Origin of the sequence: Bradyrhizobium sp. 179, from assembly GCF_023073535.1 — a bacterium.
Taxonomy (GTDB): Bacteria; Pseudomonadota; Alphaproteobacteria; order Rhizobiales; family Xanthobacteraceae; genus Bradyrhizobium.
The window spans coordinates 14,704-40,179 of record NZ_JADPJR010000079.1 but is presented as its reverse complement, the minus strand read 5'-3'; the positions used below and the strand labels follow the sequence as shown (position 1 = coordinate 40,179).

Annotated in this window: 23 protein-coding genes and 2 pseudogenes; 21 read left to right on the top strand and 4 right to left on the bottom strand. The window is 63.3% G+C overall.

What is annotated here, in order from left to right:
• Window positions 1-13: 13 nt before the first annotated feature.
• From IVB12_RS19665 to IVB12_RS19655, 3 genes are all read right to left on the bottom strand, one after another.
• Window positions 14-985, bottom strand: a complete 972-nt coding sequence (locus IVB12_RS19665) for an ABC transporter permease (RefSeq protein WP_247301197.1) — start codon at window positions 983-985, stop codon at window positions 14-16.
• Window positions 986-995: 10 nt separating this feature from the next.
• Window positions 996-1,976: an ABC transporter permease gene (locus IVB12_RS19660; protein WP_247279837.1), complete on the bottom strand. Its 981-nt coding sequence runs from the start codon at window positions 1,974-1,976 to the stop codon at window positions 996-998.
• A gap of 105 nt (window positions 1,977-2,081) precedes the next feature.
• On the bottom strand, window positions 2,082-3,677 hold the full coding sequence (locus IVB12_RS19655) for an ABC transporter substrate-binding protein (RefSeq protein WP_247301196.1): 1,596 nt from the start codon (window positions 3,675-3,677) through the stop codon (window positions 2,082-2,084).
• Window positions 3,678-3,981: 304 nt separating this feature from the next.
• Between IVB12_RS19655 and IVB12_RS19650 the strand changes: the two genes are divergently transcribed.
• From IVB12_RS19650 to IVB12_RS19625, 6 genes and pseudogenes are all read left to right on the top strand, one after another.
• Entirely contained in the window at window positions 3,982-4,239 is a 258-nt protein-coding gene (locus tag IVB12_RS19650; RefSeq protein WP_091891548.1) for a DUF6489 family protein, read from the top strand.
• Entirely contained in the window at window positions 4,239-5,039 is an 801-nt protein-coding gene (locus IVB12_RS19645; RefSeq protein ID WP_247301195.1) for an alpha/beta hydrolase, read from the top strand. Before IVB12_RS19650 ends, IVB12_RS19645 begins: the two co-directional genes overlap by 1 nt.
• 48 nt (window positions 5,040-5,087) lie before the next feature.
• A complete protein-coding gene (locus IVB12_RS19640; protein WP_247301194.1) occupies window positions 5,088-6,638 on the top strand; it encodes a wax ester/triacylglycerol synthase family O-acyltransferase in 1,551 nt (516 codons plus the stop codon).
• Window positions 6,639-6,648: 10 nt separating this feature from the next.
• A pseudogene (locus IVB12_RS19635) lies at window positions 6,649-7,548 on the top strand (alpha/beta hydrolase); the annotation flags it as partial.
• Window positions 7,528-10,718 (top strand): annotated as a pseudogene (locus IVB12_RS19630) (cytochrome P450). The pseudogenes IVB12_RS19635 and IVB12_RS19630, both read left to right, overlap by 21 nt.
• Before the next feature lie 30 nt (window positions 10,719-10,748).
• Window positions 10,749-11,423 carry a spermidine synthase gene (locus IVB12_RS19625; RefSeq protein WP_247301193.1) on the top strand — a complete coding sequence of 225 codons (675 nt, stop codon included), beginning with the start codon at window positions 10,749-10,751 and terminating at the stop codon, window positions 11,421-11,423.
• Here IVB12_RS19625 and IVB12_RS19620 read toward each other — a convergent pair.
• A complete protein-coding gene (locus IVB12_RS19620) occupies window positions 11,420-12,334 on the bottom strand; it encodes an alpha/beta hydrolase (RefSeq protein WP_247301192.1) in 915 nt (304 codons plus the stop codon). The two genes, IVB12_RS19625 and IVB12_RS19620, sit on opposite strands and share 4 nt — an antisense overlap.
• 164 nt (window positions 12,335-12,498) lie before the next feature.
• Between IVB12_RS19620 and IVB12_RS19615 the strand changes: the two genes are divergently transcribed.
• The 15 genes from IVB12_RS19615 (at window position 12,499) to IVB12_RS19545 (ending at window position 25,411) form a co-directional block, all read left to right on the top strand.
• On the top strand, window positions 12,499-12,882 hold the full coding sequence (locus IVB12_RS19615; protein WP_247301191.1) for a hypothetical protein: 384 nt from the start codon (window positions 12,499-12,501) through the stop codon (window positions 12,880-12,882).
• Complete coding sequence (locus IVB12_RS19610) at window positions 12,879-13,961, top strand: alpha/beta fold hydrolase (protein WP_247301190.1); 1,083 nt, start codon at window positions 12,879-12,881, stop codon at window positions 13,959-13,961. The genes IVB12_RS19615 and IVB12_RS19610 overlap by 4 nt, the downstream gene beginning before the upstream one ends.
• The gene (locus IVB12_RS19605; RefSeq protein ID WP_247301189.1) at window positions 13,958-14,551 is read left to right on the top strand and encodes a GNAT family N-acetyltransferase; all 594 of its coding nucleotides are present in this window, start codon (window positions 13,958-13,960) and stop codon (window positions 14,549-14,551) included. The genes IVB12_RS19610 and IVB12_RS19605 overlap by 4 nt, the downstream gene beginning before the upstream one ends.
• A gap of 195 nt (window positions 14,552-14,746) precedes the next feature.
• Entirely contained in the window at window positions 14,747-15,202 is a 456-nt protein-coding gene (locus tag IVB12_RS19600; protein ID WP_247301188.1) for a phasin, read from the top strand.
• Between the two features lie 202 nt (window positions 15,203-15,404).
• The gene (locus IVB12_RS19595) at window positions 15,405-16,691 is read left to right on the top strand and encodes a DUF445 domain-containing protein (protein WP_247301187.1); all 1,287 of its coding nucleotides are present in this window, start codon (window positions 15,405-15,407) and stop codon (window positions 16,689-16,691) included.
• Window positions 16,692-16,887: 196 nt separating this feature from the next.
• Window positions 16,888-17,658, top strand: coding sequence for an alpha/beta hydrolase (locus tag IVB12_RS19590; RefSeq protein WP_247301186.1), 771 nt, complete (start codon window positions 16,888-16,890; stop codon window positions 17,656-17,658).
• 96 nt (window positions 17,659-17,754) lie between these two features.
• A complete protein-coding gene (paaX, locus tag IVB12_RS19585) occupies window positions 17,755-18,621 on the top strand; it encodes a phenylacetic acid degradation operon negative regulatory protein PaaX (protein ID WP_247301185.1) in 867 nt (288 codons plus the stop codon).
• 73 nt (window positions 18,622-18,694) lie between these two features.
• Entirely contained in the window at window positions 18,695-19,687 is a 993-nt protein-coding gene (gene paaA, locus IVB12_RS19580; protein ID WP_247301184.1) for a 1,2-phenylacetyl-CoA epoxidase subunit PaaA, read from the top strand.
• 9 nt (window positions 19,688-19,696) lie between these two features.
• Complete coding sequence (gene paaB / locus IVB12_RS19575; RefSeq protein ID WP_106942621.1) at window positions 19,697-19,984, top strand: 1,2-phenylacetyl-CoA epoxidase subunit PaaB; 288 nt, start codon at window positions 19,697-19,699, stop codon at window positions 19,982-19,984.
• Window positions 19,984-20,760, top strand: coding sequence for a 1,2-phenylacetyl-CoA epoxidase subunit PaaC (gene paaC, locus IVB12_RS19570; protein WP_247301183.1), 777 nt, complete (start codon window positions 19,984-19,986; stop codon window positions 20,758-20,760). Before paaB ends, paaC begins: the two co-directional genes overlap by 1 nt.
• Window positions 20,754-21,257 carry a 1,2-phenylacetyl-CoA epoxidase subunit PaaD gene (gene paaD / locus IVB12_RS19565; protein WP_247301182.1) on the top strand — a complete coding sequence of 168 codons (504 nt, stop codon included), beginning with the start codon at window positions 20,754-20,756 and terminating at the stop codon, window positions 21,255-21,257. Before paaC ends, paaD begins: the two co-directional genes overlap by 7 nt.
• 137 nt (window positions 21,258-21,394) lie before the next feature.
• The gene (paaE, locus tag IVB12_RS19560) at window positions 21,395-22,477 is read left to right on the top strand and encodes a 1,2-phenylacetyl-CoA epoxidase subunit PaaE (RefSeq protein WP_247301181.1); all 1,083 of its coding nucleotides are present in this window, start codon (window positions 21,395-21,397) and stop codon (window positions 22,475-22,477) included.
• Window positions 22,478-22,532: 55 nt separating this feature from the next.
• On the top strand, window positions 22,533-22,982 hold the full coding sequence (gene paaI / locus IVB12_RS19555) for a hydroxyphenylacetyl-CoA thioesterase PaaI (RefSeq protein ID WP_247301180.1): 450 nt from the start codon (window positions 22,533-22,535) through the stop codon (window positions 22,980-22,982).
• Between the two features lie 41 nt (window positions 22,983-23,023).
• Complete coding sequence (gene paaK, locus IVB12_RS19550) at window positions 23,024-24,355, top strand: phenylacetate--CoA ligase PaaK (RefSeq protein ID WP_247301179.1); 1,332 nt, start codon at window positions 23,024-23,026, stop codon at window positions 24,353-24,355.
• A gap of 51 nt (window positions 24,356-24,406) precedes the next feature.
• Window positions 24,407-25,411, top strand: a complete 1,005-nt coding sequence (locus IVB12_RS19545; protein ID WP_247301178.1) for a zinc-binding alcohol dehydrogenase family protein — start codon at window positions 24,407-24,409, stop codon at window positions 25,409-25,411.
• Window positions 25,412-25,476: the final 65 nt, after the last annotated feature.

Here is a 25,476-nt window from a genome sequence, read left to right as displayed (position 1 = left end):
GAGCGAGGCGTACTCATCTGAGCTTCGGGTTGAGCGCGTCGCGCAGCCAGTCGCCGAGCAGGTTGATCGAGAGGATCAGCGCTGCCAGCGCAAGCCCCGGGAAGGCGACGATCCACCATTCGCCGGCGAACAGGTAGTTGTTGCCGATCCGGATCAGCGTGCCGAGCGAGGGCATGGTGTCGGGCAGGCCGACGCCGAGGAAGGACAGCGTCGCCTCGGTGATGATCGCAAGAGCGAGATTGATCGTGGCGATCACCAGGATCGGGCCCATCGTGTTCGGCAGCACATGCCGCAGCATGATCTTCGGTGCGGGCAGACCGATCAGCTGCGCGGCGGCGACGTAGTCCTTATTCTTCTCGACCATCACGGAACCGCGCACGGTCCGGGCGTAACCCACCCAGAAACTGAGGCCGATCGAGATCACCAGCACGACCAGCATGCTGGTGGCATCCAGCCGGTTGCCAAGGATCGATTTGGCGACGCCATTGACCAGCAGCGCGATCAGGATGGCCGGGAAGGTGAGCTGCACGTCGGCGATGCGCATGATCACGCCATCGACTGCACCGCCGAAATAGCCGGCGATCAGGCCGAGCGCGATACCGAGCGCACCGGCGAAGATCACGCCGGCCACGCCCACGGCGAGCGAGATGCGCATGCCGTAGAGAATGGCGGAGAACACGTCGCGGCCCTGCTCGTCGGTGCCGAGCAGGAACGGGCTCTGGCCGTCGGCGGTCCACAGCGGTGAAATCCGCGAATTCATCAGTTGCAATTGTGCCGGATCGAATGGGTTCTGCACCGCGAGCGCGGATGCAAAGATCGCAAGCAGGAAGAACAAGACCGTGATCGCCGCTGCTGCCATGGTGAGCTTGGAGCGGCGAAACGAATAGAAGATATCGCTGTCGAGCGCGCGGCTGAGCCATCCGCGGGCCGTTTGCGCTGGCTGCGTGCTCTGCCCATTGGAATTGGAGACGACTGCGTCGGACATGCAGGCTGCCTTACGTGGCGCGGCCGACGGTCGCGCGTAGACGCGGATCGACCACGGTGTAGAGGATATCGACCACCAGATTGATGGTGACGAAGATCAGCGAGACCATCAGCAGGTAGGCGGCCATTATCGGGATATCGACGTTTTGCACGGCCTGCACGAACAGAAGTCCCATGCCCGGCCATTGGAACACGGTTTCGGTGATGATCGAAAATGCAATAACCGAGCCAAACTGCAATCCCGCCACCGTGATCACGGGGATGAGCGTGTTCTTCAGCGCGTGGCCGAAATGGATGGCACGGGTGGTCAGCCCGCGGGCGCGGGCGAAGCGTATATAGTCGGTTCGCAGCACTTCCAGCATCTCCGCGCGCACCAGCCGCATGATCAGGGTCATCTGGAACAGGCCGAGGGTGATCGCGGGCATGATCAGCGCCTTCAGGCCCGAAAGCGTGAGCAGGCCCGTAGTCCACCAGCCGAGCTTGACCACCTCGCCGCGGCCGAAGGAGGGCAGCCAGCCCAATGTCACCGCGAACAGATAGATCAGAAGAATACCGATCAGGAAAGTCGGCAGCGAGATGCCGATCAGCGAAACCGCCTGGAATAACTTGGCGAGCACGGTGTCGCGCTTGAGCGCCGAATAGACACCCATCAGAATGCCGAGCACCATTGCAAAGACGGTCGCGCAGATCGCAAGCTCCAGCGTCGCGGGCATGCGCTCCATCAACAGCGTCGAGACCGGCTGGCGGAACTGATAGGACACGCCGAACTTGAACTGCGCGGCATCGGCGAAATAGCGCACGAACTGCACCGGCACGGGATCATCGAGGCCGAGCGACTTGCGCACGGCTTCGCGTTCGGCCGCCGACGTGTCGATCGAGACGATCTGGTTGACGGGGTCGCCGGCGAAACGGAACATCGAGAAGGCGATGATGCCGACGGCGAACATGACGCCGATGGCCTGAACGGCGCGGCGAAGAGTGAAAGCGAGCATGCCTTCCACTGTCCTTGAGTGTGTGTCTGGCCGACGCCTTTGTCAGCCGGAAAAGGAAAAGGTCCCGGAGGCCTGATGCTGCCGGGACCTTGTGTTCAACTGAGGCTATTCCTTCTTGGTCGCCCAGTGGAACATGACGAGATTGTCGGCGCGCTGCGGTAGGTTGACCTTTTTCGATACGCCCCAGGCCAACGCCTGCTGGTGCAGCGGGATGTACGCCCAGTCCTTGTTGGCGATTTCGTAGGCTTGCTTGATCAACTGGTTGCGCTTGGCGGTGTCGGTTTCAACCAGCACCTTGTCGGTGATGGCGTCGAACTCCTTGTTGCAATAGCCGCCGAGATTGGCTTCGCCGCGCGAGGATTTCGCATCGTCCCGGCAGCCCATGATGTCGTAGAGCACGTTGTGGGAATCCATCGTGCTCGGCGTCCAGCCCAAGAGATAGAACGAGGTCTGGTAGCCACCTTGCTTGAGCACCTTGGCGAAGTATTGCGCCTTCGGCTGCGCCAGGAGATTGATCTTGACGCCGATACGGGCGAGCATGCCGACGACGGCCTGGCAGATCGCCGCATCGTTGACGTAACGATCGTTCGGGCAATCCATGGTGACCTCGAAGCCATCGGGGTAACCGGCCTCGATCAGGAGCTTCTTGGCGCCATCGGGGTCGAATTTCGGCCGCGTGAACTCCTTGGACAGCGCGAACAGTTCCGGCGCAATCATCAGAGCTGACGGCGTCGATAGCCCGCGCATCACGCGCGTCTTGATCAGCTCGATGTCGATAGCCTTGTAAAAGGCTTCGCGGACGCGGACGTCCTTGAACGGATTCTTGCCCTTGATGTTGGAGTAGAGCAACTCGTCGCGGGTCTGGTCGAAGCCGATGAAGATGGTGCGCAGCTCCGGCCCTTTGAGCACCTGGGCATTCGGGCTGGAATCGACGCGGGAGATGTCCTGGATCGGCACCGGCTCGATGACGTCGACTTCGCCCGAGAGCAGCGCGGCGACGCGGGTGGCGTCGGAGGCGATCGGGGTGAAGGTGATCTCCTTCAGGTTACCATCCATCTTGCCCCAGTAATTGGGGTTGGCCTTGAACACCGTCTTCACGCCGGGCTGATGGCTTTCGATGATGAAGGGACCGGTGCCGTTCTCGTGGAGCGAGGCGTAGCTCGGCGTGGTCGCCGCCACCGGCGTCGGATCGACGACGTTGTTCTCCTCGGCCCATTTCTTGTCCATGATGTACCAGACATCCCACGACGAATGCAGGATGGGATTGGGCGAGGGCAGGACGAAATCGACGGTGTAGTCGTCAACCTTGACGACCTTGACGTCGGGTGCAAGGCGGGTCTGCATATTGGACCCCTTCTTGCGGACGCGATCGGCGGAGAACAGCACGTCGTCGGCGGTGAACGGATCGCCGTTATGGAATTTCACGCCCTTGCGCAGGTGGAAGCGCCAGCGGGTCGGCTCCGGCGTCTCCCAGCTTTCCGCCAGCGCCGGAATGATCTTGAGGTCCTTGTCGCGCGCGGTGAGGCCCTGATAGACGTGGCCGAGATGGGCGTGGGTGGTGCTCTCGTTGAGGGTATAGGGATCGAGCGACTTCAGGTCGCCCTGGTTGGCATAGCGCAGCGCCTGGCTCGACGCCGGCGAGACCGAGAACGCAGCCATACCGGCGAGCGTCGCCGCAAACAGACTTCGACCTAATGACATTCTTGACCCTCTCCACACTGCCGTGCCGGTGATTTTTGATTTGTTCGGCCGGCCGATCAATCCATGTTGCCCAGAGTTCTCGACCCGTGCAAGCGCCATTCCAGCAAGGAACGCGCCAAGTTGCACCGCTGTGCAGCAATGCTGATCGTGCCGGCTGGCTTGGGCGGCTTTCGACTTTCGACTTGGTTGACCATATTCGGCCGTTGCGGGTCGGGATATGTCGCGCCGGCATCAGGCGCTTGCGTCGCACCACAACTCGCGGCGATACTGCCGGCAGGCCGCTCGAATCTCATCCGGAGGGGACATGAAGGTTAATATCGAAATCGACTGCACTCCCCTCGAGGCCCGCCAATTCTTTGGACTGCCGGACGTGTCGCCGATGCAGACGGCGGTGATGGACAAGCTGCAGCAGCAGGTCCTGAGCAACATCGACAAGGTCTCGCCCGAATCGTTGGTGCAGAGTTGGTTTACATACGATCCCAAGCTCGCCGAACGGTTTCAGGACATGTTCGTCGCGATGGCAGGCCTCGGCGGCACGCGCAGCAGCGACAAGAAGAAATAGTGTCATCAGGGCCGGACGGGACGCTGGATTCAGGCCGGCTTCGTCCGCCGGGTATCGGGCTGCTACTTGCCGAGGCTCGGGGTCTGCTCGAATTCAATGCGAGCCTGCTGCTGTCACCGCTTCTGATGCGCGCGCCCAGGGGCGACGGCCATCCGGTGCTGGCGCTGCCGGGCTTCCTCGCCAGCGATCTCTCGATGGCACCGATGCGACGCTATCTCAGCGAGCTCGGTTATGAGGCACATGCCTGGCGGATGGGCCGCAATCTCGGCGGGCTCGGGCGGATGCGGGATTCGCTGCGCATGCGCTTGGCCGAGATCCACGCCGCCTCCGGCCGCAAGGTCAGCCTGGTCGGATGGAGCCTCGGCGGCGTCTATGCCCGCGATCTCGCACTTCAGGCGCCGGAGATGGTCCGCTATGTCATCACGCTCGGCACCCCTTTTGCTAACGACGTACGGGCGACCAACGCCACGCGGCTGTACGAGGCGCTGTCAGGCGAGCGGGTCGAGGATTATGCCGAACAGCGCGAGGCGCTCGCCGGCGATCTGCCGGTGCCCACGAGTTCGATCTATTCGCGTGCCGACGGTGTCGTGAATTGGCGGACCTGTCTGCTCCGTCCCTCCGCCCGTGCCGAGAACATCGAGGTGCACCTGGCGAGCCATATCGGGCTCGGGGTCAATCCCGCGGCGCTGTGGGCCGTGGCGGACCGGCTGGCGCAAGCGGAGGGGGAATTCCGGCCATTTGACCGGGCCGGACCGTTTGCCATTGCATATGCCCCGGCGGAACAGGCAGTATCGGCCTGACGAGAAGCGCGGACCAAACGCGCCCGTCAAGTCTTGCGGGAGGGAATTATGGCTGACGGGAAGAAGCTGTCGTCGCTGGACGCGTCGTTTCTCTATCTGGAAACGCCGGAAATGCCGATGCATGTCGGAAGCATGGCAATCTTTCACCTGCCCGACGACTACAAGGGCGACTTCTTCGAAGACTTCAAGGCCATGATCGTCTCGCGCCTGCACATCGCGCCGATCCTGAAGGCGCGGCTAGAGAAGGCGCCGCTCGACATCGATCATCCCTCCTGGGTCGAGGACGATCAGTTCGACATCGATCGTCACATTTTCCGCGCCAGCCTGCCGCAGCCGCGCGACCGAGCCACGCTCGAACGCATCGTCGGCTGGATGCATGCCAAGCTCCTGAACCGGGCCCGTCCGCTCTGGGAGTTCTACGTGTTCGAGGGCATGAAGGACAACGAGGTCGGCCTTTATTCCAAGATGCATCATGCCGCCATCGACGGCGGCGCCGGTGCGGCCTTGACCAACTTGATCTACGACATCTCGCCGATCCCACGGAAGGTCGAGCCGCCGACGGCTGGAGCCAAGCCCGGACAGGAGCCGCGCGATATCACGGCCAACCTGCTCGATTCCTATCGACAGCTCTTCAGCCAGCCGCTCGATGCGTCGGCGGCCGCGAAGAACCTGCAATTGCCGCGTACCGGCAAGAGCGACATCGGCTCGATCCTGTTCGACAATGCGATGTACCAGATCGAGAGCGCGGTGCGGTTCGCCGGCAACATCCCGACGGTGCTCAAGAGCGTCTCCGACGTGCTCGGCAAGGTCGCAGATCCGAAATCGCGCGAGAGCCTCGCCAGCATGGTGTCGCCGCCGACCATGCTCAACAAGACCATCTCGTCGGAGCGGAGCTTCGCCGGCGTATCGATCTCGTTGTCGCGGGCCAAGGCGCTGGCCAAGCAGGCCGGCGGCAAGCTCAATGACGTCGTGCTGGCGCTCGCCTCGGGCGTGGTCCGCCGCTATCTCCAGCAATATGGCACGCTGCCGGCGAAATCGCTGACTGCGGCGGTGCCGATCTCGCTGCGCGAGGAGGGCAACACCGAGGCCAATAACCAGGTGTTCGGCATGATCTGCTCGATCGCGACCAACATCGACAATCCAAAGGCGCGGCTGGAAGCCATCATCGCGCAATCGGCCAAGTCCAAAGAGATGTCGCATCCACTGCGGGCGCTGATGCCGCAGGTCTCCAACATCTCGATGCTGGGTGCCCCGATCATGGTGCAGATCCTGGCGCTGCTCTACAGCCGCTCCAATCTGTCCGACGTGCTGCCGCCGGCCGCCAATATCACGGTGTCGAACGTCCCAGGACCGCGGCAGACGCTCTATGCTGCAGGGGCCGAGCTTCTGCACATTTTCCCGGTCTCGATCTCGACGCATGGGCAGGCGCTCAACATCACCGTGCAGAGCTACCGGGACCAGCTCGATTTCGGCTTCATCGTCGGCGCCAATATCATTCCGCACGTGCAGGTGATGAGCGACATGCTGCCGGAAGAGTTCGCCGCACTGGAGGCGGCCTATGCGCCGCCCGCGGCCGACATCAAGCGTGCTGCGGAATAAGGAGTTCGCGATGATTGAAATGCCGCCGCTCAAGTTCGCGACGACGAACGGAATCCGCATGGGCTATTACGAGGCTGGCCCGGCCGACGACAAGCCGCCGGTCGTGCTGTGCCACGGCTGGCCCGAGCTCGCCTTTTCCTGGCGCCACCAGATCAAGGCACTGAGCGAGGCCGGCATCCGCGTGATCGCGCCCGACCAGCGCGGCTACGGTGCGACCGACCGGCCCGAGCCGGTCGAGGCCTACGACATTGAGCACCTGACCGGCGATCTCGTCGGACTGCTTGATCATCTGCAGATCGATAAGGCGATCTTCGTCGGTCACGATTGGGGCGGCTTCATCGTTTGGCAAATGCCGTTGCGGCACATCGACCGGGTCGCCGGCGTAGTCGGCATCAACACGCCCCACACCAATCGCCCCTGGGCCGATCCGATCGAGCTGTTGCGCGCACGCTTCGGCGACAAGATGTACATCGTTCAATTCCAGGATCCGGCGCGCGAGCCGGACAGGATTTTCGGCAGCCGTGTCGAACAGACTTTCGATGCGTTCATGCGTAAGCCGGTGCCGCGCCCGGCCGACACCCCGCCGGAGGAGGTGGTTGCCGGTGTCGGCGCTTCGCCGCGGCTCAATCTGGCATTTCCGCAGATGATTGCCGGCTATGACGCGAAGCACGATCCGCGTACGCCGATCCTGTCGCCGGAAGAGAAGAAAGTCTTCGTCGATGCCTTCACCAAAACGGGTTTTACCGGGGGCATCAACTGGTACCGCAACATGTCGCGCAACTGGGCGCGCTCCGAAGGGCTCGATCATACGGTCCGCGTGCCGTCGCTGATGATCATGGCCGAGAATGACGCGGTGTTGCCGCCATCCTCCGCTGATGGCATGGACAAGCTGATTCCCGATCTCGAGAAGCTGTCGCTGGACTCGGCCGCCCCCGTGCAGCACCTGACGCGGCTCGCCAAGGAGCTGGGTCCGATCTTCTGGCTCGACATGATGGGCTCGCCGATCGTGGTCGTCTCCGGCCACGACCTCGTCGACGAGCTCTCCGACGAGAAGCGCTTCGACAAGACGGTGCGCGGTGCGCTGCGGCGTGTACGTGCGGTCGGCGGCGACGGCTTGTTCACGGCCGATACCAAGGAGCCGAACTGGAGCAAGGCCCACAACATCCTGCTCCAGCCGTTCGGCAACCGGGCCATGCAGTCGTATCATCCGAGCATGGTCGACATCGCCGAGCAGCTCGTTCGCAAATGGGAACGGCTCAATGCCGACGACGAGATCGACGTCGTCCACGACATGACCGCATTGACGCTGGACACAATTGGCCTGTGCGGCTTCGACTACCGCTTCAACTCGTTCTACCGGCGCGACTATCACCCGTTCGTCGAGTCGCTGGTGCGCTCGCTCGAAACCATCATGATGACGCGTGGCCTGCCCTTCGAGCAGCTTTGGATGCAGAAGCGGCGCAAGACCTTGGCCGAAGACGTCGCCTTCATGAATAAGATGGTCGACGAGATCATTGCAGAACGACGCAAGAGTGCGGACGGCATCGACGACAACAAGGACATGCTGGCCGCGATGATGACCGGCATCGACCGCGCGACCGGCGAGCAGCTTGATGACGTCAACATTCGCTACCAGATCAACACCTTCCTGATCGCGGGCCACGAGACCACCAGCGGCCTGTTGTCCTACACCCTCTATGCACTGCTGAAGCATCCGGACATCCTCAAGAAGGCCTATGACGAGGTCGACCGCGTCTTCGGTCCCGACGTCAATGCGAAGCCGACCTATCAGCAGGTGACGCAGCTCACCTACATCACGCAGGTCCTGAAGGAGGCGCTGCGGCTGTGGCCGCCGGCGCCGGCCTATGGTATCTCGCCGCTCAACGATGAGACCATCGGCGGCGGCAAGTACAAGCTCAGGAAGGGCACGTTCACCACCATCCTGGTGACGGCGCTGCATCGCGATCCCTCAGTCTGGGGACCGAACCCTGATACATTCGATCCCGAGATTTCAGCCGCGAGGCGGAAGCCAAACGGCCGGTCAATGCCTGGAAGCCGTTCGGCAACGGCCAACGCGCTTGCATCGGCCGGGGCTTTGCCATGCACGAGGCTGCGCTTGCGCTCGGGATGATCCTCCAGCGCTTCAAGCTGATCGATCACCAGCGCTATCAGATGCACTTGAAGGAAACGCTGACGATCAAGCCGGAGGGTTTCAAGATCAAGGTTCGCCCGCGCGCCGATCGCGAGCGCGGTGCCTTTGGCGGACCAGTCGTGGCAATGGCTTCGGCACCCAAGGGACCGCGTCAGCCGGCCGCCCGGCCCGGCCACAACACGCCGATGCTGGTGCTCTACGGCTCCAATCTCGGCACCGCCGAGGAACTCGCGACGCGCATGGCCGACCTCGCGGAAATCAACGGCTTTGCCGTGCGTCTCGGCCCGCTCGACGATTACGTCGGCAAGCTGCCGCAGGAAGGCGGCGTGCTGATCATCTGCGCCTCCTACAACGGCGCACCGCCTGACAATGCGACGCAATTCGTCAAATGGCTCGGCGGCGACTTGCCGAAGGACGCCTTTGCCAATGTGCGCTACGCCGTGTTCGGCTGTGGCAACAGCGACTGGGCAGCGACGTATCAGTCGGTGCCGCGCTTCATCGACGAGCAATTGTCGGCACATGGCGCGCGCGCCGTCTATCCGCGCGGCGAGGGCGATGCGCGCAGCGATCTCGACGGCCAATTCCAGAAATGGTTTCCGGCGGCTGCTCAGGTCGCGACCAAGGAATTCGGCATCGACTGGAATTTCACCCGCACCGCGGAGGACGATCCGCTCTATGCAATCGAGCCGGTGGCGGTGACCGCCGCCAACACTATCGTGGCCCAGGGCGGTGCTGTCGCGATGAAGGTTCTGGTCAATGACGAGCTTCAGAACAGAAGCGGGCCTAATCCGTCGGAGCGTTCGACGCGCCATATCGAGGTGCAACTGCCGTCCAATGTCACCTATCGGGTCGGCGATCATTTGAGCGTGGTCCCGCGCAACGACCCGACGCTGGTCGATTCGGTCGCTCGCCGCTTCGGCTTCCTGCCAGCCGATCAGATCCGGCTTCAGGTCGCGGAAGGCCGCCGGGCGCAATTGCCCGTCGGCGAGGCCGTGTCGGTCGGCCGTCTGCTCAGTGAGTTCGTCGAATTGCAGCAGGTCGCGACACGGAAGCAGATCCAGATCATGGCGGAGCACACCCGCTGCCCGGTGACGAAACCAAAGCTGCTCGCCTTTCTTGGCGAGGAGGCGGAGCCGCTCGAGCGTTACCGCACCGAGATCTTGGTCAGACGCAAATCGGTGTTCGACCTGCTGCTCGAATATCCGGCCTGCGAATTGCCGTTCCACGTCTATCTCGAAATGCTCTCGCTGCTCGCGCCGCGCTATTACTCGATCTCGTCCTCCCCGTCGGTCGACCGGGCGCGCTGCAGCATCACCGTCGGGGTGGTCGAAGGGCCGGCCGCTTCCGGGCGCGGCACCTACAAGGGCATCTGCTCCAATTATCTCGCGAACCGGCGAGCGGGTGATACGATCTTCGCCACCGTGCGTGAGACCAAGGCCGGCTTCCGCCTCCCCGACGAGCCATCGGTGCCGATCATCATGATCGGACCGGGCACGGGACTTGCCCCGTTCCGCGGCTTCCTTCAGGAGCGCGCTGCGCGCAGGGCGAAGGGGGCTGCTCTTGGTCCGGCGATGCTGTTCTTCGGCTGCCGCCATCCCGATCAGGATTTTCTCTACGCGGACGAGCTGAAGGCGCTGGCGGCAAGCGGCATCACCGAGCTTTTCACCGCGTTCTCGCGTGCCGATGGCCCGAAGACCTATGTGCAGCATCTCCTGGCCGCGCAGAAGGACAAGGTCTGGCCGCTGATCGAGCAAGGCGCCATCATCTATGTCTGCGGCGACGGCGGCAAGATGGAGCCCGATGTGAAGGCTGCCCTCGTCGCGATGCACCGCGAGAAGAGCGGTAGCGATGCCGCGGCCAGTGCACGCTGGATCGAGGCGATGGGCGCGAACAACCGCTATGTGCTGGACGTTTGGGCGGGTGGGTGACCACGGGCCCGATCGTGCTAAACGTCAGGCATGATTCCCTGGGAAAAGATCGGCACCGCGCAAATCCCCGGTTCCGACGGTGAGCTCCGCCTGATGCGGCGCGGCAAGGAGTTCTCTATCAAGCTCGGCAGCAACGAGCTGATGAACAGCCGCTTGTCGGGCTCGGAGGCCGCGCTTGCAACGCTGGCGGCAAAGCAGATCGAGAACGTCGCAAACCCTGTCGTCCTCATCGGCGGCCTCGGCATGGGTTTTACGCTGCGCGCGGCGCTTGCCGTGCTCGGAGGCAAGGCGAGGATCGTGGTCTCCGAACTTGTGCCTGCGGTGGTGGCCTGGGCACGCGGCCCGATGGCGTCGGTCTTCGGCGACAGCCTCGACGATCCCAGGGTGAGCATCCGGGAGACCGACGTTGGCGAAATCATTCGGGCGCAGCGCTCCGCCTTCGACGCCATTCTCCTCGACGTCGACAACGGGCCGGAAGGGCTGACACGAAAGGATAACGACGCGCTCTACAATGCGGACGGTTTGAGGGCGGCCAAGACGGCGCTGCGGCCAACCGGCGTGCTCGCTGTCTGGTCGTCAGGGCCCAACCCGGCCTTCACCAAGCGCATTGCGAGCGCCGGCTTCGACGTCAACGAAGTCAACGTCCGTGCTACCGGCAGAGGCGGCGGCGCGCGCCACGTGATCTGGATCGCGAGGAAGGGCTAGGCGGCTTGCGCCGCCGCGCCATGCGCGTGGTCGTCGATGGCGCCGATGATCTCGGGCCAGAAGCGCATCGGCAGCGCGTGGCCCATGCCTTCGATCATCAACAGCTTGGCGCCGGGAATTGACGCTGCCGTGTCCTTGCCGCCTTCGGGATGGACCAGGGGATCGACGGTGCCGTGAATGACGAGCGTCGGCGTCTTCACCCCATGCAGCCGTTCCTTGCGGCTGCCCGAGGCGAGCACGGCGCGGAGCTGCCGGCCGACGCCGGCCGGATTGAGTCCGCGTGCGAACACGCGCTCGGCGCGTTCAGGGTCGAGCGCTTCCTCTTCCGGAAATGACCCGGCGCGCAAGATCTTCCAGGTCTGGCCGAAGCGGACCATGAATTCCTCCTTGCTGCGTGGCGGCGGCGCCATCAGCATTGCGGCGGCCTCGCGTGTCGGCGGTGGCACGCGCGGATTGCCCGTGGTCGACATGATCGAGGTCAGCGAGCGTACGCGCTCGGGAAATGACAGCGTCACCTCCTGGGCGATCATGCCGCCCATGGAGGCTCCGACCAGATGCGTCGACTTGATGCCGAGCGCATCCATCAGCCCGATCGTGTCCTTCGCCATGTCGATCAGCTTGTAGGTTGCAGCAACCGGAATCCTGAGGAAGCGTAGCTTCAGCAGCTCGAGCGGCGTCAGCCGCTTGCCGCCGGTCAGATGGCTCGACTTGCCGATGTCGCGGTTGTCGAAGCGGATCACGCGAAAGCCGCGCGCGGCAAGCTGCTCGCAGAACGCATCATCCCAATGGATCATCTGCGCCCCGAGCCCCATGATCAGCAGCAGCGGCTCGGCATTGTCGTTGCCGAAGATTTCGTAGCAGATGTCGATCCCATTGGCGCGGTCGGTCTGGGGCGGCTGATGGACGTTCACGGTCGCTATCCCTTGCTGCTGACCAATGCTGTATTGCACGGTTTCCCGCGGCAAAGAAGCCGTGTGCGCGGCACCGGGCCGCTCGCCGGTTGACCGGCCCCTCGCAAGGGTGTGGTATGGCCCAAAAGAAGAGCATCGAAGCTCTCGACATCAGGAGGACGCCGATGACCGACAAGACCAACGACCCTGTCGCCATGTGGCAGAAGATGATGGGCGAGATGGAGAAGGGGTTCAACTCCTTCGCCAACCAAGCCATGTCGTCGCCCGAATTCTCACAGGCGATGAACCGCGCGGGAGGAGTTGCTGCAGGTGCTCAGAAGCAGCTCGGTGAACTCATGGAGAAGTATCTCGTCGCAATGAACCTGGCGAGCCGGCAGCAGGTCATGGGTCTTGCGGAACGGCTCCAGTCCATCGAAGCTCAGATCGGCGAGATGAGGTCGATGCTGAGTCAGATGGCGGCAAATTCCGGAATATCGCAAGGCGGCGACGGCGCCCCACGGCCGCCGCGGACGAAGCGCCCGCCCTCCGAAGACGGAGAGCGGACATGAACGCGCCGACGGGACTTGATTTCGCATCTATCCCGGAGCGCATCCAGACCGAGGTGCAGCGCGCGATCCAGCGCAGCATCAAAGGCGTCGAATATTTCTCGACCTCCGGCCCCACGCTCGGATCGACACCGAAGGACGTGCTGCATTCGCGCGGCACGATGAGCCTCTATCACTACCGGCCAATGTCGAACGAGATCTACCGCGTGCCGGTGCTGATCGTGATGGCCACCACCAACCGTGGCTACATTCTCGACCTCGTCCCTGGCCAGAGCTTCATCGAGTTCCTCTTGAGGCGCGGCTACGACGTCTACATGCTGGATTGGAGCGCGCCGCGGCCGGAGGAGAAGAGCCTGCGGATGGAGGACTATGTCCTCGACTTCATTCCGGATTGCGTCCGCCGTGTGCAAGCCGATTCCGGCGAGCAGGACGTTTCCATCATCGGCTATTGCTTCGGCGGGGTGCTGTCGCTGCTCTACGGCTCGATCCACAAGGACGGGCCGATCAAGAATCTGATCTGCTTCACTACGCCGATCGACTTTCGCGAGATGAAGCTGTTCTCGAACTTCTCCGACCGCCGCTATTTCGATGTCGACCATCTCGTCGATAGCGTCGGCAACGTGCCGCCGGAGATGATCCTGTCCTCGTTCGAGATGTTGCGCCCGGCCTCGCGCACGGTGAGCCAGATCCAGCTTTGGGAGAACATCTGGAACGACGAGTTCGTCAAGTCTTACCGCATGTTCGACCGTTGGGCGACCGACACGCTGCCGCTGGCGGGTGAATATTTCCGCACCATCACCAAGGATCTGATGTGGGACAATAAGCTGTTCAACGACACCATGTCGGTCGGCGGCCGCGCAGCGAAGCTCGAAAACATCAAGGTGCCGCTCCTGCATGCGGTCGCCGAGCATGACCACATCGTGCCTTATGACTCCGCAAAGCACCTGATCGCAAAGATCGGCTCCGCGGACAAGGAAGAAGTGATGTTGAAGGGCGGCCACGTCTCCCTCGTGGCCGGTGCCAACGCGGTGAAGCGGCTGTGGCCGAAACTGGACTCCTGGCTGGGAAAGAGATCGACATGAATGAGCAGCGTTCCTATCCGCGTCACCTCAGGACCGATGCCGGTGATATCGAGATCCGCCTGATGTCGCCTGGAGACGAAGCCGCGGTGCTGGCCTTCGGCCAAGGTCTTCCGTCCCATGATCTGTTGTTCCTGCCGCGCAATATCAGCCAGCCGAAGGTGCTCTCCGCCTGGGTCAAGGAGATCGAGCGCGGCGCGATCACGAGCCTGCTTGCGGTGAGGGACGGCAAGGTCGTCGGCTGCGGCACGCTGGTGCGCGATCCGCATTCCTGGTCGCCTCATGTCGGTGAGATCCGCATGGTGGTCTCGTCCGACGTACGCGGGCAGGGTGTCGGGAAGGCGCTCTCGCAGGAGACCTTTGCACTTGCGCTCGGAGCTCGCCTGGAAAAGCTCTCGGTGCAGATGACGGTCGACCAGCAGGCGGCGATTGCCTTGTTCGAAAGCCTCGGCTTCAAGGCCGAGGCTCTGCTGCGCGATCATGTCCGGGACGTCGATGGCAAGACCCACGACATCGTCGTGCTCGGGCACCATATCGCGCAGGTTCAGGCCCAGATGGAGGCCTATGGATTGCCAGGCGCGGTCCAGCACTAAGGTGAAGATCGGGTGGTCCGGGACGGCCGCTGACGAAGGCAGCGCGGCGCCTTTTTCTAAGGCTTTTCACGATTCCGTGATGCCGCAGTGCAATAATGATATTGCATCGCACAATAGTCCATGCCATATATGTCGTGCCCCGGGCCATGCGGACGGGGTGAGCCATAGCTCAGCGCAATGAGGATGGAGGAACCCATGACCACCGAAACCAACACCGCCTTCGAGGGCTTCAAGGACGCTTTCAAGAACATCCAGAATTTGGAAGTTCCTGAGGCCGCCCGCGAGTTCGTCAAGAAGACGGCCAGCACCGCTAAAGACCGTGCTGCCGAAGCTTTCGCCGGCTCCGAGCGGGTGACCGCCGCCGTCGAGAACGCGGTGACAGAATCGATCGCCGAGGCCGGCAAGATCAGCCGCAACATTCAGCAGGCGATCTATGAGGACGCTGAGGCGTTCTTCTCGGGCATCGACAAGCTCGCGTCCGCCAAGTCGATCAGCGAGGCCGTCGAGATCCAGTCGAGCCTGCTCCGCGCCCGCGGTGAAGTGTTCGTCTCGCGAGCCAAGGCGACTGCCGACTATTTCGGCAAGCTCGCCGCCAACGGTGCGAAGTCTGCGCAGGACAATTTCGCCAAGGTCTACAACAAGACCGCGTGATACGGCGCCTTGGGACGAGAAACTGATTTTGAGGCCCGCTTCGGCGGGCCTTTGTTTTTTTTCGCCACCGTCACTGCGAGCCACCGGGCCCGCGCAAAGCGCGGCCCGATGACAGGCTCCGCGAAGCGAATCCAAAGTCTTTCCACGGAAGCAGACTGGATTGCTTCGCTTGGCTCGGAATGACGAGTACTGTGATGCAGTGATGACTCCATCCGCCGCCTTCTCCTTCGACACCCCTGGTGACGCCAAACGTGCGGCCGAGCTGCGCCGCGTGAAAGCGCTCGCGACGTTGGTTCTGGCCGCGACGCTTGCGCTCTTCATCGTCGCGAAGATCCTCCTGAACGTGCATCCCGTGTTCGGCTTCGTCGCGGCCTTCGCGGAAGCCGCGACCATCGGCGGGCTCGCCGACTGGTATGCCGTGGTTGCGCTGTTCAAGCGGCCGCTCGGCCTGCCGATCCCGCATACCGCGATCATCCAGAGCAACCAGGCCCGCATCGCCGACAAGCTCGGCGAGTTCATCCAGGTGCATTTCCTCGAGGCCGGACCCGTCGAGGCCAAGCTGAAGGAAATCGATTTCGGCTCCTTCGTTGCCGACTGGCTGCGTGATCGTAAGCGCAGCGACGATCTCGCGCGCTTTGCGCTGCGCCTGCTGCCGGAGGCGTTCTCAGCGACGGAGAGCTCGGGCCTGATGACCTTCATCATCCGCCGCATGTCATCGCAGCTCCAGGCGATCGACCTTGCGCCGCTCGCAGCCGGCACGCTGCGCGGATTCGTAGCTGAGGGGCGGCACCAGATTCTGTTCGACGATCTCCTGCGCGTGATGCACGAGACGCTGAATCAGAAGGAGACGATGGCGATGATCCGCGAGAAGGTGCGCGCGGAATTGCCGACCCTGCTGAGACTCTACCGCGCCGACAAGTTTCTGGTGAACAAGATCGTCGCATCCGCCACCGCCTTCTTCAATGAGGTGCGCAGTGATCCCAAGCATCCGTTTCGCGGTGAATTCGACCGCATGGTGCTGACCTTCGTCGAGAGGCTCGGCACCGACCAGGCCTATATCGACCGTATCGCCGGGCTGAAGCGCGATCTGCTGGCGCGCCCCGAGCTTGCCCAACTCGCCCGCACCGTCTGGGCCAACACGCGCTCCTTCATTGAGCGCAGCGCCAGCGGCGAAACGCAGATGCTCCAGCATCATCTCGCCGGCATGTTCGTTGCCGCAGGCGAAGCGCTCGCGGGCGATGCCGAGTTGCGGGGCGAGATCAACAAGGGCCTGGTGACCGTGCTGCGCAGCTTCGTCGCCGATCAGAAGGGCGGCGTCTCGACTTTCATCTCCGACCAGGTCAAGGCGTGGAATATGACGCAGTTGATTTCTCTGATCGAAATCAATATCGGGCGCGACCTGCAATACATCCGCTTCAATGGCTCGCTGATCGGCGGTCTCGCCGGACTTGTGCTCTACTCCGTCGAATTCCTGCTCCGATTGTTGTGACTTTTGCGTCACGGCGTAAGCATTAACGCCTGAGCCTATTGTCGCCTTGCGCCTCTCCCGCTTGAATATCGGGAACCGGCCGCCTAGCTGATTCATGTTGCGCTGCGGAACGTTCAAGAGGCCGGCGTGTTGGAATCCATGCCCATTTTCCGCAATGCAGCCGGCCTTTCCAGGAATTCTTCCCAGGGGAACATTGATGAGCGCAACTGCCCAGACGCTGCGTCCGCCGTCCCGCTCCCTGATGTTTCTGGAGGGGCGCGCGATCCACGAGTTCGGCGCATTCCTCGGCGCGCTGCCGCTCTTGAGCCTCGCGCCGCGCGGCGACGGGCATCCGGTGCTGGTGTTGCCAGGCCTCGTGGCCTCCGATTCCTCCACGCGCGCGCTGCGCGCGTTTTTGACCAGCAAGGGCTATGCGGTGAGCGGCTGGGGCCAGGGTCGCAACTACGGCCTGCGTCCCGGCGTCCAGCAAGCGATGGTCGATCTGGTCCAGGAACTCAGCGATACGCATGGCCGCAAGATCAGCCTGATCGGCTGGAGCCTCGGCGGCCTCTATGCACGCCAGCTCGCCAAGATGATGCCGGAGCGCGTGCGCCAGGTGATCACGCTCGGCAGCCCCTTTGCCGGCAATCCGCGTTCGACCAACGCCTGGCGCGTCTATGAATGGGCGAGCGGGCGGAAGGCCGACGAGGTCGATCCGCACTTCGGCGGCGAGCTCGCCGTCCCGCCGCCCGTGCCGACCACCGCCATCTTCAGCCGCACCGACGGCATCTGCGCCTGGCAGGGCTGTATGGAGAAATCGGGAGCGCAGACCGAGAGCATCGAGGTCGAAAGCAGCCATTGCGGCATGGGACATCATCCCGCGGTGGTCTACGCGGTCGCCGATCGCCTCGCACAGACGGAAGGCCAGTGGCAGCCGTTCGACCGCAGCGGCTGGCGCAGCCTGGCCTATCCCGATCCGCACAGGTGATGCTTCGCCTCTGCCCGTAAGAACAAACGGGAAGAGGAGCAACGGCGTGGTTCCCCTCCATTGTCGCGCCCGCACCAAACGCGCTATGCCTTGCGCATGGCACATCCGTTGTCCCGCATCATCGATCAGCTCAAGCGCGAGCCGTCGCGCACTGGCTCCATCGTCATCACCGTATTCGGTGACGCCATCGTACCGCGTGGCGGTGTGGTGTGGCTCGGTACGCTGTTGGAATTCTTCGAAAGCCTCGACATCGACAGCGGCGTGGTGCGTACCGCGATGTCGCGCCTTGCAGCCGATGGCTGGCTGACGCGCGAAAAGGTTGGCCGCAACAGCTTCTATCGGCTGGCCGAAAAGGGACGCCAGACCTTCGAGGCCGCGACGCGCCACATCTACGATCCGCCGCCGTCCAACTGGACCGGGCGTTTCGAGCTGCTGCTGATCGGCAATGGCGAGGACCGCGACGCCTCGCGCGAGGCACTCCGCAATGCCGGCTTCGGCACTCCGCTGCCGGGCGTATGGGTTGCGCCATCGGGCGTACCGGTGCCCGACGAGGCCGCTGGCGCGATCCGCCTTGAAATCTCGGCGGAGGATGACAGCGGGCGCCGCCTGCTCAGCGCGAGCTGGCCGCTGGACCGTACCGCGGACGCCTATGTGAAGTTCATGAAGACGTTCGAGCCGCTCCGTGCCGCGATCGCGCGCGGCACGGATTTGTCCGAGACTGACGCCTTCACCGCGCGCATCCTCCTGATCCACTATTACCGCCGCGTCGTGCTGCGCGACCCGCTGTTGCCCGAAAGCCTGCTGCCGGCGGATTGGCCGGGCAGGGCAGCGCGTGCGCTTTGTGGCGAGATTTATCGCGCGCTGCTGGCTCCGTCGGAACAGTGGCTCGACAGGCATGGAACTAACGAGAGGGGACCCTTGCCGGCGGCGCGGAAGCTTCTGGAACGGAGGTTTGGGGTCTGATATATGTTACAGAAATATCTTGCATGAACTAAATTTTGTTATACATTTCCTCCAACAAATCGGGAGGATGCGCATGTACACCCAGGCGCTGAACATGGCCGAGACCGATGATCGCGGTCTTGAGGACGCAGCCAGGGCTGCACAATTCCAGGCCCGCATTGATACCGAGGAGCGCATCGAGCCGAACGACTGGATGCCGGCGGCCTATCGCAAGACGCTCACCCGCCAGATCTCCCAGCACGCCCATTCCGAGATCGTCGGCATGCTGCCGGAGGGCAATTGGATCACGCGCGCCCCGACGCTGCGCCGCAAGGCCGCGCTGCTCGCCAAGGTGCAGGACGAATGCGGCCACGGGCTCTATCTCTATGCCGCCGCCGAGACGTTAGGGACCTCGCGCGAAGAGCTGGTCGATGCCATGCTCGCCGGTAAGGCCAAATATTCCTCGATCTTCAACTATCCGACGCTGACCTGGGCCGACATCGGCACCATCGGCTGGCTGGTCGACGGCGCCGCGATCATGAACCAGATCCCGCTGTGCCGCTGCTCCTATGGCCCCTATGCGCGCGCGATGATCCGCGTCTGCAAGGAGGAGTCCTTTCACCAGCGCCAGGGCTACGAGATCATGTTGACGCTGTGCCGCGGCTCGGAGGAGCAGAAGGCGATGGCGCAGGATGCGTTGAACCGCTGGTGGTGGCCGGTGCTGATGATGTTCGGCCCACCCGATGCCGCGAGCCAGCACAGCGACACCTCGACGAAGTGGAAGATCAAGCGCTTCTCCAATGACGAGCTGCGCCAGAAATTCGTCGATGCCACCGTGCCGCAGGCGCAATATCTCGGCCTCACCATTCCCGATCCCGGCATGACCCAGGATGCCGACGGGCACTGGCGCTACAGCGAAATCGACTGGACCGAATTCAAGCAGGTGCTCGCCGGCAACGGTCCCTGCAATCGCGATCGGCTGGCCGCGCGCCGCAAGGCGCACGAGGAGAGCGCCTGGGTGCGCGAGGCCGCGGCTAGCTATGCCGCCAAGCGCGCGCAGCGTCAGACCGCACAAGCCGCGGAATAGGAGATTACGATGGCCACGCCGAACACGCCGCTGTGGGAAGTCTTCATTCGCAGCCGCAACGGGCTCGCGCACAAGCATGTCGGCTCGCTGCATGCGAGCGACGCAACGATGGCGCTGCAGGCCGCCCGCGACATCTACACCCGCCGCGGCGAGGGCCTGTCGATCTGGGTCGTGCCGTCCACTGCGATCACCGCGAGCGATCCCGCCGACAAGGGCATGATGTTCGAGCCGGCGGAGTCGAAGATCTATCGGCACCCGACCTTTTATGAGGTGCCCGAAGAAGTGGGACATATGTGATGCCGGTCGCCAACATCCAGGTCTCTGAAACGCCGCTGGTGCTCTACGCGCTGCGCCGGGCCGACGATGCGCTGATTCTCGGCCACCGGTTGTCGGAATGGTGCGGGCATGCGCCGATGCTGGAAGAGGACATGGCGCTGTCCAACATCGCGCTCGATCTCATCGGGCAGGCACGGGAGCTCTATGGCTATGCTGCCAGGGTCGAGGGCGAGGACAACGACGAGGACAAGCTCGCTTATCTGCGCGACGTCAGGCAGTACCGCAATCTGCTGCTGGTCGAGCAGCCGAACGGAGATTTCGCCCAGACGCTGGTTCGGCAGTTCTTCTATTCCGCCTTCGCCGATCTCTATTGGCGCGCGATGATGACCTCGCGCGATCCAACGCTTGCCGCCATTGCAGCCAAGTCGGAGAAAGAGAGCGCCTATCATCTGCGCCATGCCTCGGAGTGGATCATCCGGCTCGGTGACGGCACGCACGAAAGCCACGCCCGCGCGCAGGCCGCGATTGATCATCTCTGGGCCTTCACCGGTGAGATGTTTGCCGTCGACGAAGGCGAACGCGCCCTGATCGATGCCGACATTGCGGTTGATCCGGCGAGCTTGCGCGGTCGCTGGTTGACGACGTTGTCGGATATCGTCAGCGAGGCGACACTTGAGCTGCCGCAGAACGACTGGATGCAGCAGGGTGGCCGTTCTGGCCGGCACAGCGAGCATCTCGGCCATCTCCTGTCCGAGCTGCAATCGATGCAGCGCACTTTTCCGGGGCTGACATGGTGACGGTGCTGGATCGCGACACTGACCTGCGCCGGCGCGCCTGGGATGCTGCGGCGAGCGTGGTCGATCCCGAGATTCCGGTGCTGACCATCGGCGATCTCGGCGTGCTCCGTGACGTCGTTCTGGACGGCGATCGCGTCGAGGTCGCGATCACGCCGACCTATTCGGGCTGCCCTGCCATGAACATGATCGCACTCGAAATCGAGCTCGCGCTGGAACGCGCCGGCTTCCGTCGTCCGAACGTGCGTACAGTGCTGTCGCCGGCCTGGACCACGGATTGGATGAGCGAGGAGGGGCGCGCCAAGCTGCACGCCTACGGCATCGCGCCGCCGCAGGCCTCAAGCTCGCGCCGCGCGCTATTCGGCGGACAGACCGTCGCGTGTCCGCAATGCGGTTCTGACAAGACCGAACTCTTGTCCGAATTCGGCTCGACCTCCTGCAAGGCGCTCTGGCGCTGCAAGGCCTGCCGCGAACCCTTCGACTATTTCAAGTGTCATTGAGCTGAACGAATGCCAACCCCATCGTCATTGCGAGGAGCTTTTGCGACGAAGCAATCCAGACTGCTTCCGCGGAGAGACTCTGGATTGCTTCGCTTCGCTCGCAATGACGTCGGAGAGACCGAACGAGCGGGCACGTAATGTCAGCAGCCGCACCGCGCTTCCATCGCCTGGCCGTCAACGACCTCCGCCGCGAGGCCTCGGACGCCATCTCGATGACCTTCGCCATCCCCGGCGAACTCGCCAGCGATTACGCCTTCACGCCCGGCCAATACCTGACGCTCCGCACGACGCTCGATGGCGAAGAGGTTCGTCGCTCCTATTCCATCTGTTCCGGACCCGAGGACGGCGAGATCCGGATTGCCGTGAAGAAGGTCGACGGCGGCGCATTTTCGAGCTGGGCGGCGGACGAGCTGAAATGCGGTGACGAGCTCGATGTGATGACGCCGACGGGGCGCTTCGGCCTAGTCCCATCGGCGGAGAGCGGGCGCATCCATGTCGGCTTTGCCGCGGGCTCCGGCATCACGCCCATCCTCTCGATCGTGAAGGGCATACTCGCGCGTGAACCGCAGAGCCGCTTCTTCCTGTTCTACGGCAATCGCTCTACCGACAACATCATGTTTCTCGAAGCGCTGGAGGAGCTGAAGGACCGCTTCATCGACCGTCTTTCGATCTTCTACGTCATCTCCGGCGAGGAACAGGACATCCCGATCCTGCATGGCCGGCTCGACGGCGACAAGGTGAGGGTGCTCTTGCGTTCGCTGGTGCCGGCGGAAAGCGTCGACCATGTCTTCATCTGCGGTCCATCAGGCATGAGCGAGGACATCGAGGCGACCTGCCGCGATCTTGGGGTCGCGGAAGAGCGTATCCATGTCGAGCGCTTCGTCTCCGAATTCGGCGGCAAGCCGCGGCCGAAGAAGGTCGTTGCCCCCGACGCGCCGCCGAAGGCGGTCGCATCCCTTATCATCGACGGCAAACGCCGCGACGTGCCTGTTGCCGAGGACGAGGCGATCCTCGATGCCGCGCTCCGCGCCGGCGTCGATCTGCCCTTCGCCTGCAAGGGCGGCATGTGCTCGACCTGCCGCGCCAACCTGATCGCGGGCGAGGCGCCGATGGACATCAACTACTCGCTGGAACCCTGGGAGCTGAAGGCCGGCTTTATCCTGACCTGTCAGGCGAAGCCGTCGTCGGAGCGCGTCGTGGTCGATTACGACCATGTTTGACAGTTTTGGCCGAGCAGCAGAGCATGATGGATAAACACTTGCCCGGGAGAAGCGCGTGAACATCAAAGCTGCTCTTTCGTCCGAGGATATTGCCCGCGCCTGTGCTGACGCGATGTGGGTGGAGGACGATGCTTCCAAGGGGCTCGGCATGGAGATCGTCGAAATCGGCCCGGGCTTCGCGACGCTGACGATGGTGGTGCGGCCGGACATGGTCAACGGCCAGCGCATAGCCCACGGCGGCTTCATCTTCACGCTCGCCGATTCTGCCTTCGCATTTGCCTGCAACTCGCACAATGAGCGCGCCGTCGCGGCGCAGGGCCAGATCACTTTCATCAGACCGGGCAAGCTCGGCGATCGCTTGGTTGCGAAGGCTAGAGAGGTCACCCGTGGCGGCCGCTCCGGCATCTACGACGTGCGTGTCACTGTCGGCGACACCGTCATCGCGGAATTTCGCGGGCATTCGCGTGTCATTCCCGGCACGTGGCTGCCGGCGCAGGATCAATAAGAGAGCAAAGAAAAGAACAAACGAAATGAGGGGAAACGAGGATGGCTCTGACGAGACTCAAGGAAGGTGGCAACACTTATAGCGCGGAGATGGACGCGCAGGAGCGCGCCTCGCGTGACCAGATCATGGCGCTGCAGAAGCAGCGGCTGGCCTGGTCGCTGAAGCACGCCTATGACAACGTCGCGCATTACCGTAGCGCCTTCGACAAGGCCGGCGTGCATCCGTCCGACTTTCGCGAGCTTGCGGATCTTGCAAAATTCCCCTTCACCGTGAAGACGGATCTCCGCGACAATTATCCTTTCAACATGTTCGCCGTGCCGCGCGAAAAGCTGGTGCGGGTGCATGCCTCCTCAGGCACCACGGGCAAGCCGATTGTAGTCGGCTATACCCAACGCGACATAGACACCTGGTCGGACGTGATGGCGCGATCGATCCGCGCTGCCGGCGGCCGGACTGGCATGATCATCCACAATGCCTATGGTTATGGTCTTTTCACCGGCGGACTCGGCGTCCACTACGGCGCCGAGAAGCTCGGCTGCACCGTGGTGCCGATCTCCGGCGGCATGACCGAACGGCAGGTGCATCTCATCAACGACTTTCGGCCCGACATCATCACGGTGACGCCGAGCTACATGCTGGCGATCCTCGACGAGTTCAAGCGTCAGAAGCTCGATCCGCGCCAGTGCTCGCTCAAGATCGGCATCTTCGGCGCCGAGCCTTGGACCAACGCCATGCGCGGCGAGATCGAGGACGCCTTCGACATGGATGCGACCGACATCTATGGTCTCTCCGAGGTGATCGGTCCCGGCGTGGCGCAGGAATGCATCGAGACGAAGGACGGGCTCCATATCTGGGAGGACCATTTCTATCCCGAGGTGATCGACCCCGAGACCGGCGTGGTGCTGCCCGACGGCGAGAAGGGCGAACTGGTCTTCACCTCCCTCACCAAGGAAGCGTTCCCGGTGATCCGCTATCGCACCCGCGACTTGACGCGGCTATTGCCGGGCACGGCGCGGCCGGGCATGCGGCGCATGGAGAAAGTGACAGGGCGCTCGGATGACATGATCATCCTGCGCGGGGTCAATCTGTTCCCAACTCAGATCGAGGAGGTGCTGCTCGCCACCGACTGGTGCGGCGGCCACTTCATCCTGGAACTCACCCGCGAAGGCCGCATGGACGAGCTCACCATCATCGCGGAAGCGCGTCCCGAAAGCTGGGACGGCCGCGGGCTTCTCGATCATGCCGACAGGGTATCGACCCAAATCAAGAATACGATCGGGATCAGCTCCAAGGTTCAGGTGGTCGCGCCGGCCACGCTGGAGCGCTCGCTTGGCAAGGCCAAGCGGCTCTATGACAAGCGGCCGAAGGATTGACTTGATCGTCTCCAAAGGCGACAAGCCCCGCAAGAAATCACGGGTCTTTCGATGTCGCCAGCCGATGCCAAAACCGTTGAAGCGCGCTGCGTCCGCCTCAATGCCAGGGCCGAGAACGCCGCGGCGCTTGCTCCGGTGGTCGAGCCTCAGACGCTCATGCGCGGTCCGAACGATCTCCTGATCGAGGTGAAGGCTGCCGCAGTCAATCCCTCGGATGTGAAGGCCGCAACGGGCCTGATGCCTTATGCCGTCTTCCCGCGGACGCCCGGCCGTGACTACGCTGGTGTAGTGATCGATGGGCCGGCCGGCACGATCGGCCGTGAGGTGTTCGGCTCGTCCGGCGATCTCGGCATCCGCCGCGACGGCACCCACGCAACCCATCTCGTGGTCGAAGCCGATGCCGTGATGGAGAAGCCGAAGACGTTGTCCTGGGAGGAAGCCGCCGGCATCGGCGTGCCCTTCGTCACGGCCATGGAAGGCTTTCGCCGCGCCGGCGTGCCGAAGAGCGGCGACACCGTGTTGGTGTTCGGCGTCAATGGCAAGGTCGGCCAGGCTGCCGTGCAGATCGCGACCTGGCAGGGCGCACGCGTGATCGGCGTGGTGCGCAAGGCAGAAGCCTATGAAGGCCACACCAACGCGCCGATCGAGGTGATCGATGCCTCCACGAGCGATATCGCCACGCGCGTGCGCGATTTGACCGGCGGCAAAGGCACAGACATCGTCTTCAACACGGTCGGCGATCCCTATTTCCAGGCGGCGCACAAGTCGCTTGCCTTGCGCGGCCGCCAGATCCTGATCGCCGCGATCGACCGCATCGTGCAATTCAACATTCTCGAGTTCTACCGGGGTCAGCATACATATGTCGGCATCGACACGCTTGGCCTGTCGTCGTCGGCGACGGGCGCGGTGCTGCGCGATCTCGGTGCGGGCTTTGCGAGTGGCCACCTGAAGCCGTTCCCGATCAAGGCGAATGCCGTCTACCCGCTGGAGCGCGCCAAGGACGCCTATGTCGCCGTCGCTGGCTCGTCCCGCGACAGGGTAATCCTGCGGCCATGAAACGCGTCATTGCGAGCGCAGCGAAGCAAATCCAGGGTCTTTCCACGGCGGCAGTCTGGATTCTT

Bases quoted from the DNA above. Each gene is read 5' to 3' on its own strand.
- IVB12_RS19545 (WP_247301178.1), top strand. From the start codon at position 24,407: ATGTCGCCAGCCGATGCCAAAACCGTTGAAGCGCGCTGCGTCCGCCTC.
- IVB12_RS19625 (WP_247301193.1), top strand. From the start codon at position 10,749: ATGATTCCCTGGGAAAAGATCGGCACCGCGCAAATCCCCGGTTCCGAC.
- IVB12_RS19605 (WP_247301189.1), top strand. From the start codon at position 13,958: ATGAATGAGCAGCGTTCCTATCCGCGTCACCTCAGGACCGATGCCGGT.
- paaX (WP_247301185.1), top strand. From the start codon at position 17,755: ATGGCACATCCGTTGTCCCGCATCATCGATCAGCTCAAGCGCGAGCCG.
- IVB12_RS19665 (WP_247301197.1), bottom strand. From the start codon at position 985: ATGTCCGACGCAGTCGTCTCCAATTCCAATGGGCAGAGCACGCAGCCA.
- IVB12_RS19600 (WP_247301188.1), top strand. From the start codon at position 14,747: ATGACCACCGAAACCAACACCGCCTTCGAGGGCTTCAAGGACGCTTTC.
- paaD (WP_247301182.1), top strand. From the start codon at position 20,754: ATGGTGACGGTGCTGGATCGCGACACTGACCTGCGCCGGCGCGCCTGG.
- IVB12_RS19590 (WP_247301186.1), top strand. From the start codon at position 16,888: ATGAGCGCAACTGCCCAGACGCTGCGTCCGCCGTCCCGCTCCCTGATG.
- IVB12_RS19615 (WP_247301191.1), top strand. From the start codon at position 12,499: ATGACCGACAAGACCAACGACCCTGTCGCCATGTGGCAGAAGATGATG.
- IVB12_RS19650 (WP_091891548.1), top strand. From the start codon at position 3,982: ATGAAGGTTAATATCGAAATCGACTGCACTCCCCTCGAGGCCCGCCAA.
- paaC (WP_247301183.1), top strand. From the start codon at position 19,984: ATGCCGGTCGCCAACATCCAGGTCTCTGAAACGCCGCTGGTGCTCTAC.
- IVB12_RS19640 (WP_247301194.1), top strand. From the start codon at position 5,088: ATGGCTGACGGGAAGAAGCTGTCGTCGCTGGACGCGTCGTTTCTCTAT.
- paaA (WP_247301184.1), top strand. From the start codon at position 18,695: ATGTACACCCAGGCGCTGAACATGGCCGAGACCGATGATCGCGGTCTT.
- paaK (WP_247301179.1), top strand. From the start codon at position 23,024: ATGGCTCTGACGAGACTCAAGGAAGGTGGCAACACTTATAGCGCGGAG.
- IVB12_RS19655 (WP_247301196.1), bottom strand. From the start codon at position 3,677: ATGTCATTAGGTCGAAGTCTGTTTGCGGCGACGCTCGCCGGTATGGCT.
- IVB12_RS19610 (WP_247301190.1), top strand. From the start codon at position 12,879: ATGAACGCGCCGACGGGACTTGATTTCGCATCTATCCCGGAGCGCATC.
- IVB12_RS19595 (WP_247301187.1), top strand. From the start codon at position 15,405: ATGACTCCATCCGCCGCCTTCTCCTTCGACACCCCTGGTGACGCCAAA.
- paaE (WP_247301181.1), top strand. From the start codon at position 21,395: ATGTCAGCAGCCGCACCGCGCTTCCATCGCCTGGCCGTCAACGACCTC.
- paaB (WP_106942621.1), top strand. From the start codon at position 19,697: ATGGCCACGCCGAACACGCCGCTGTGGGAAGTCTTCATTCGCAGCCGC.
- IVB12_RS19660 (WP_247279837.1), bottom strand. From the start codon at position 1,976: ATGCTCGCTTTCACTCTTCGCCGCGCCGTTCAGGCCATCGGCGTCATG.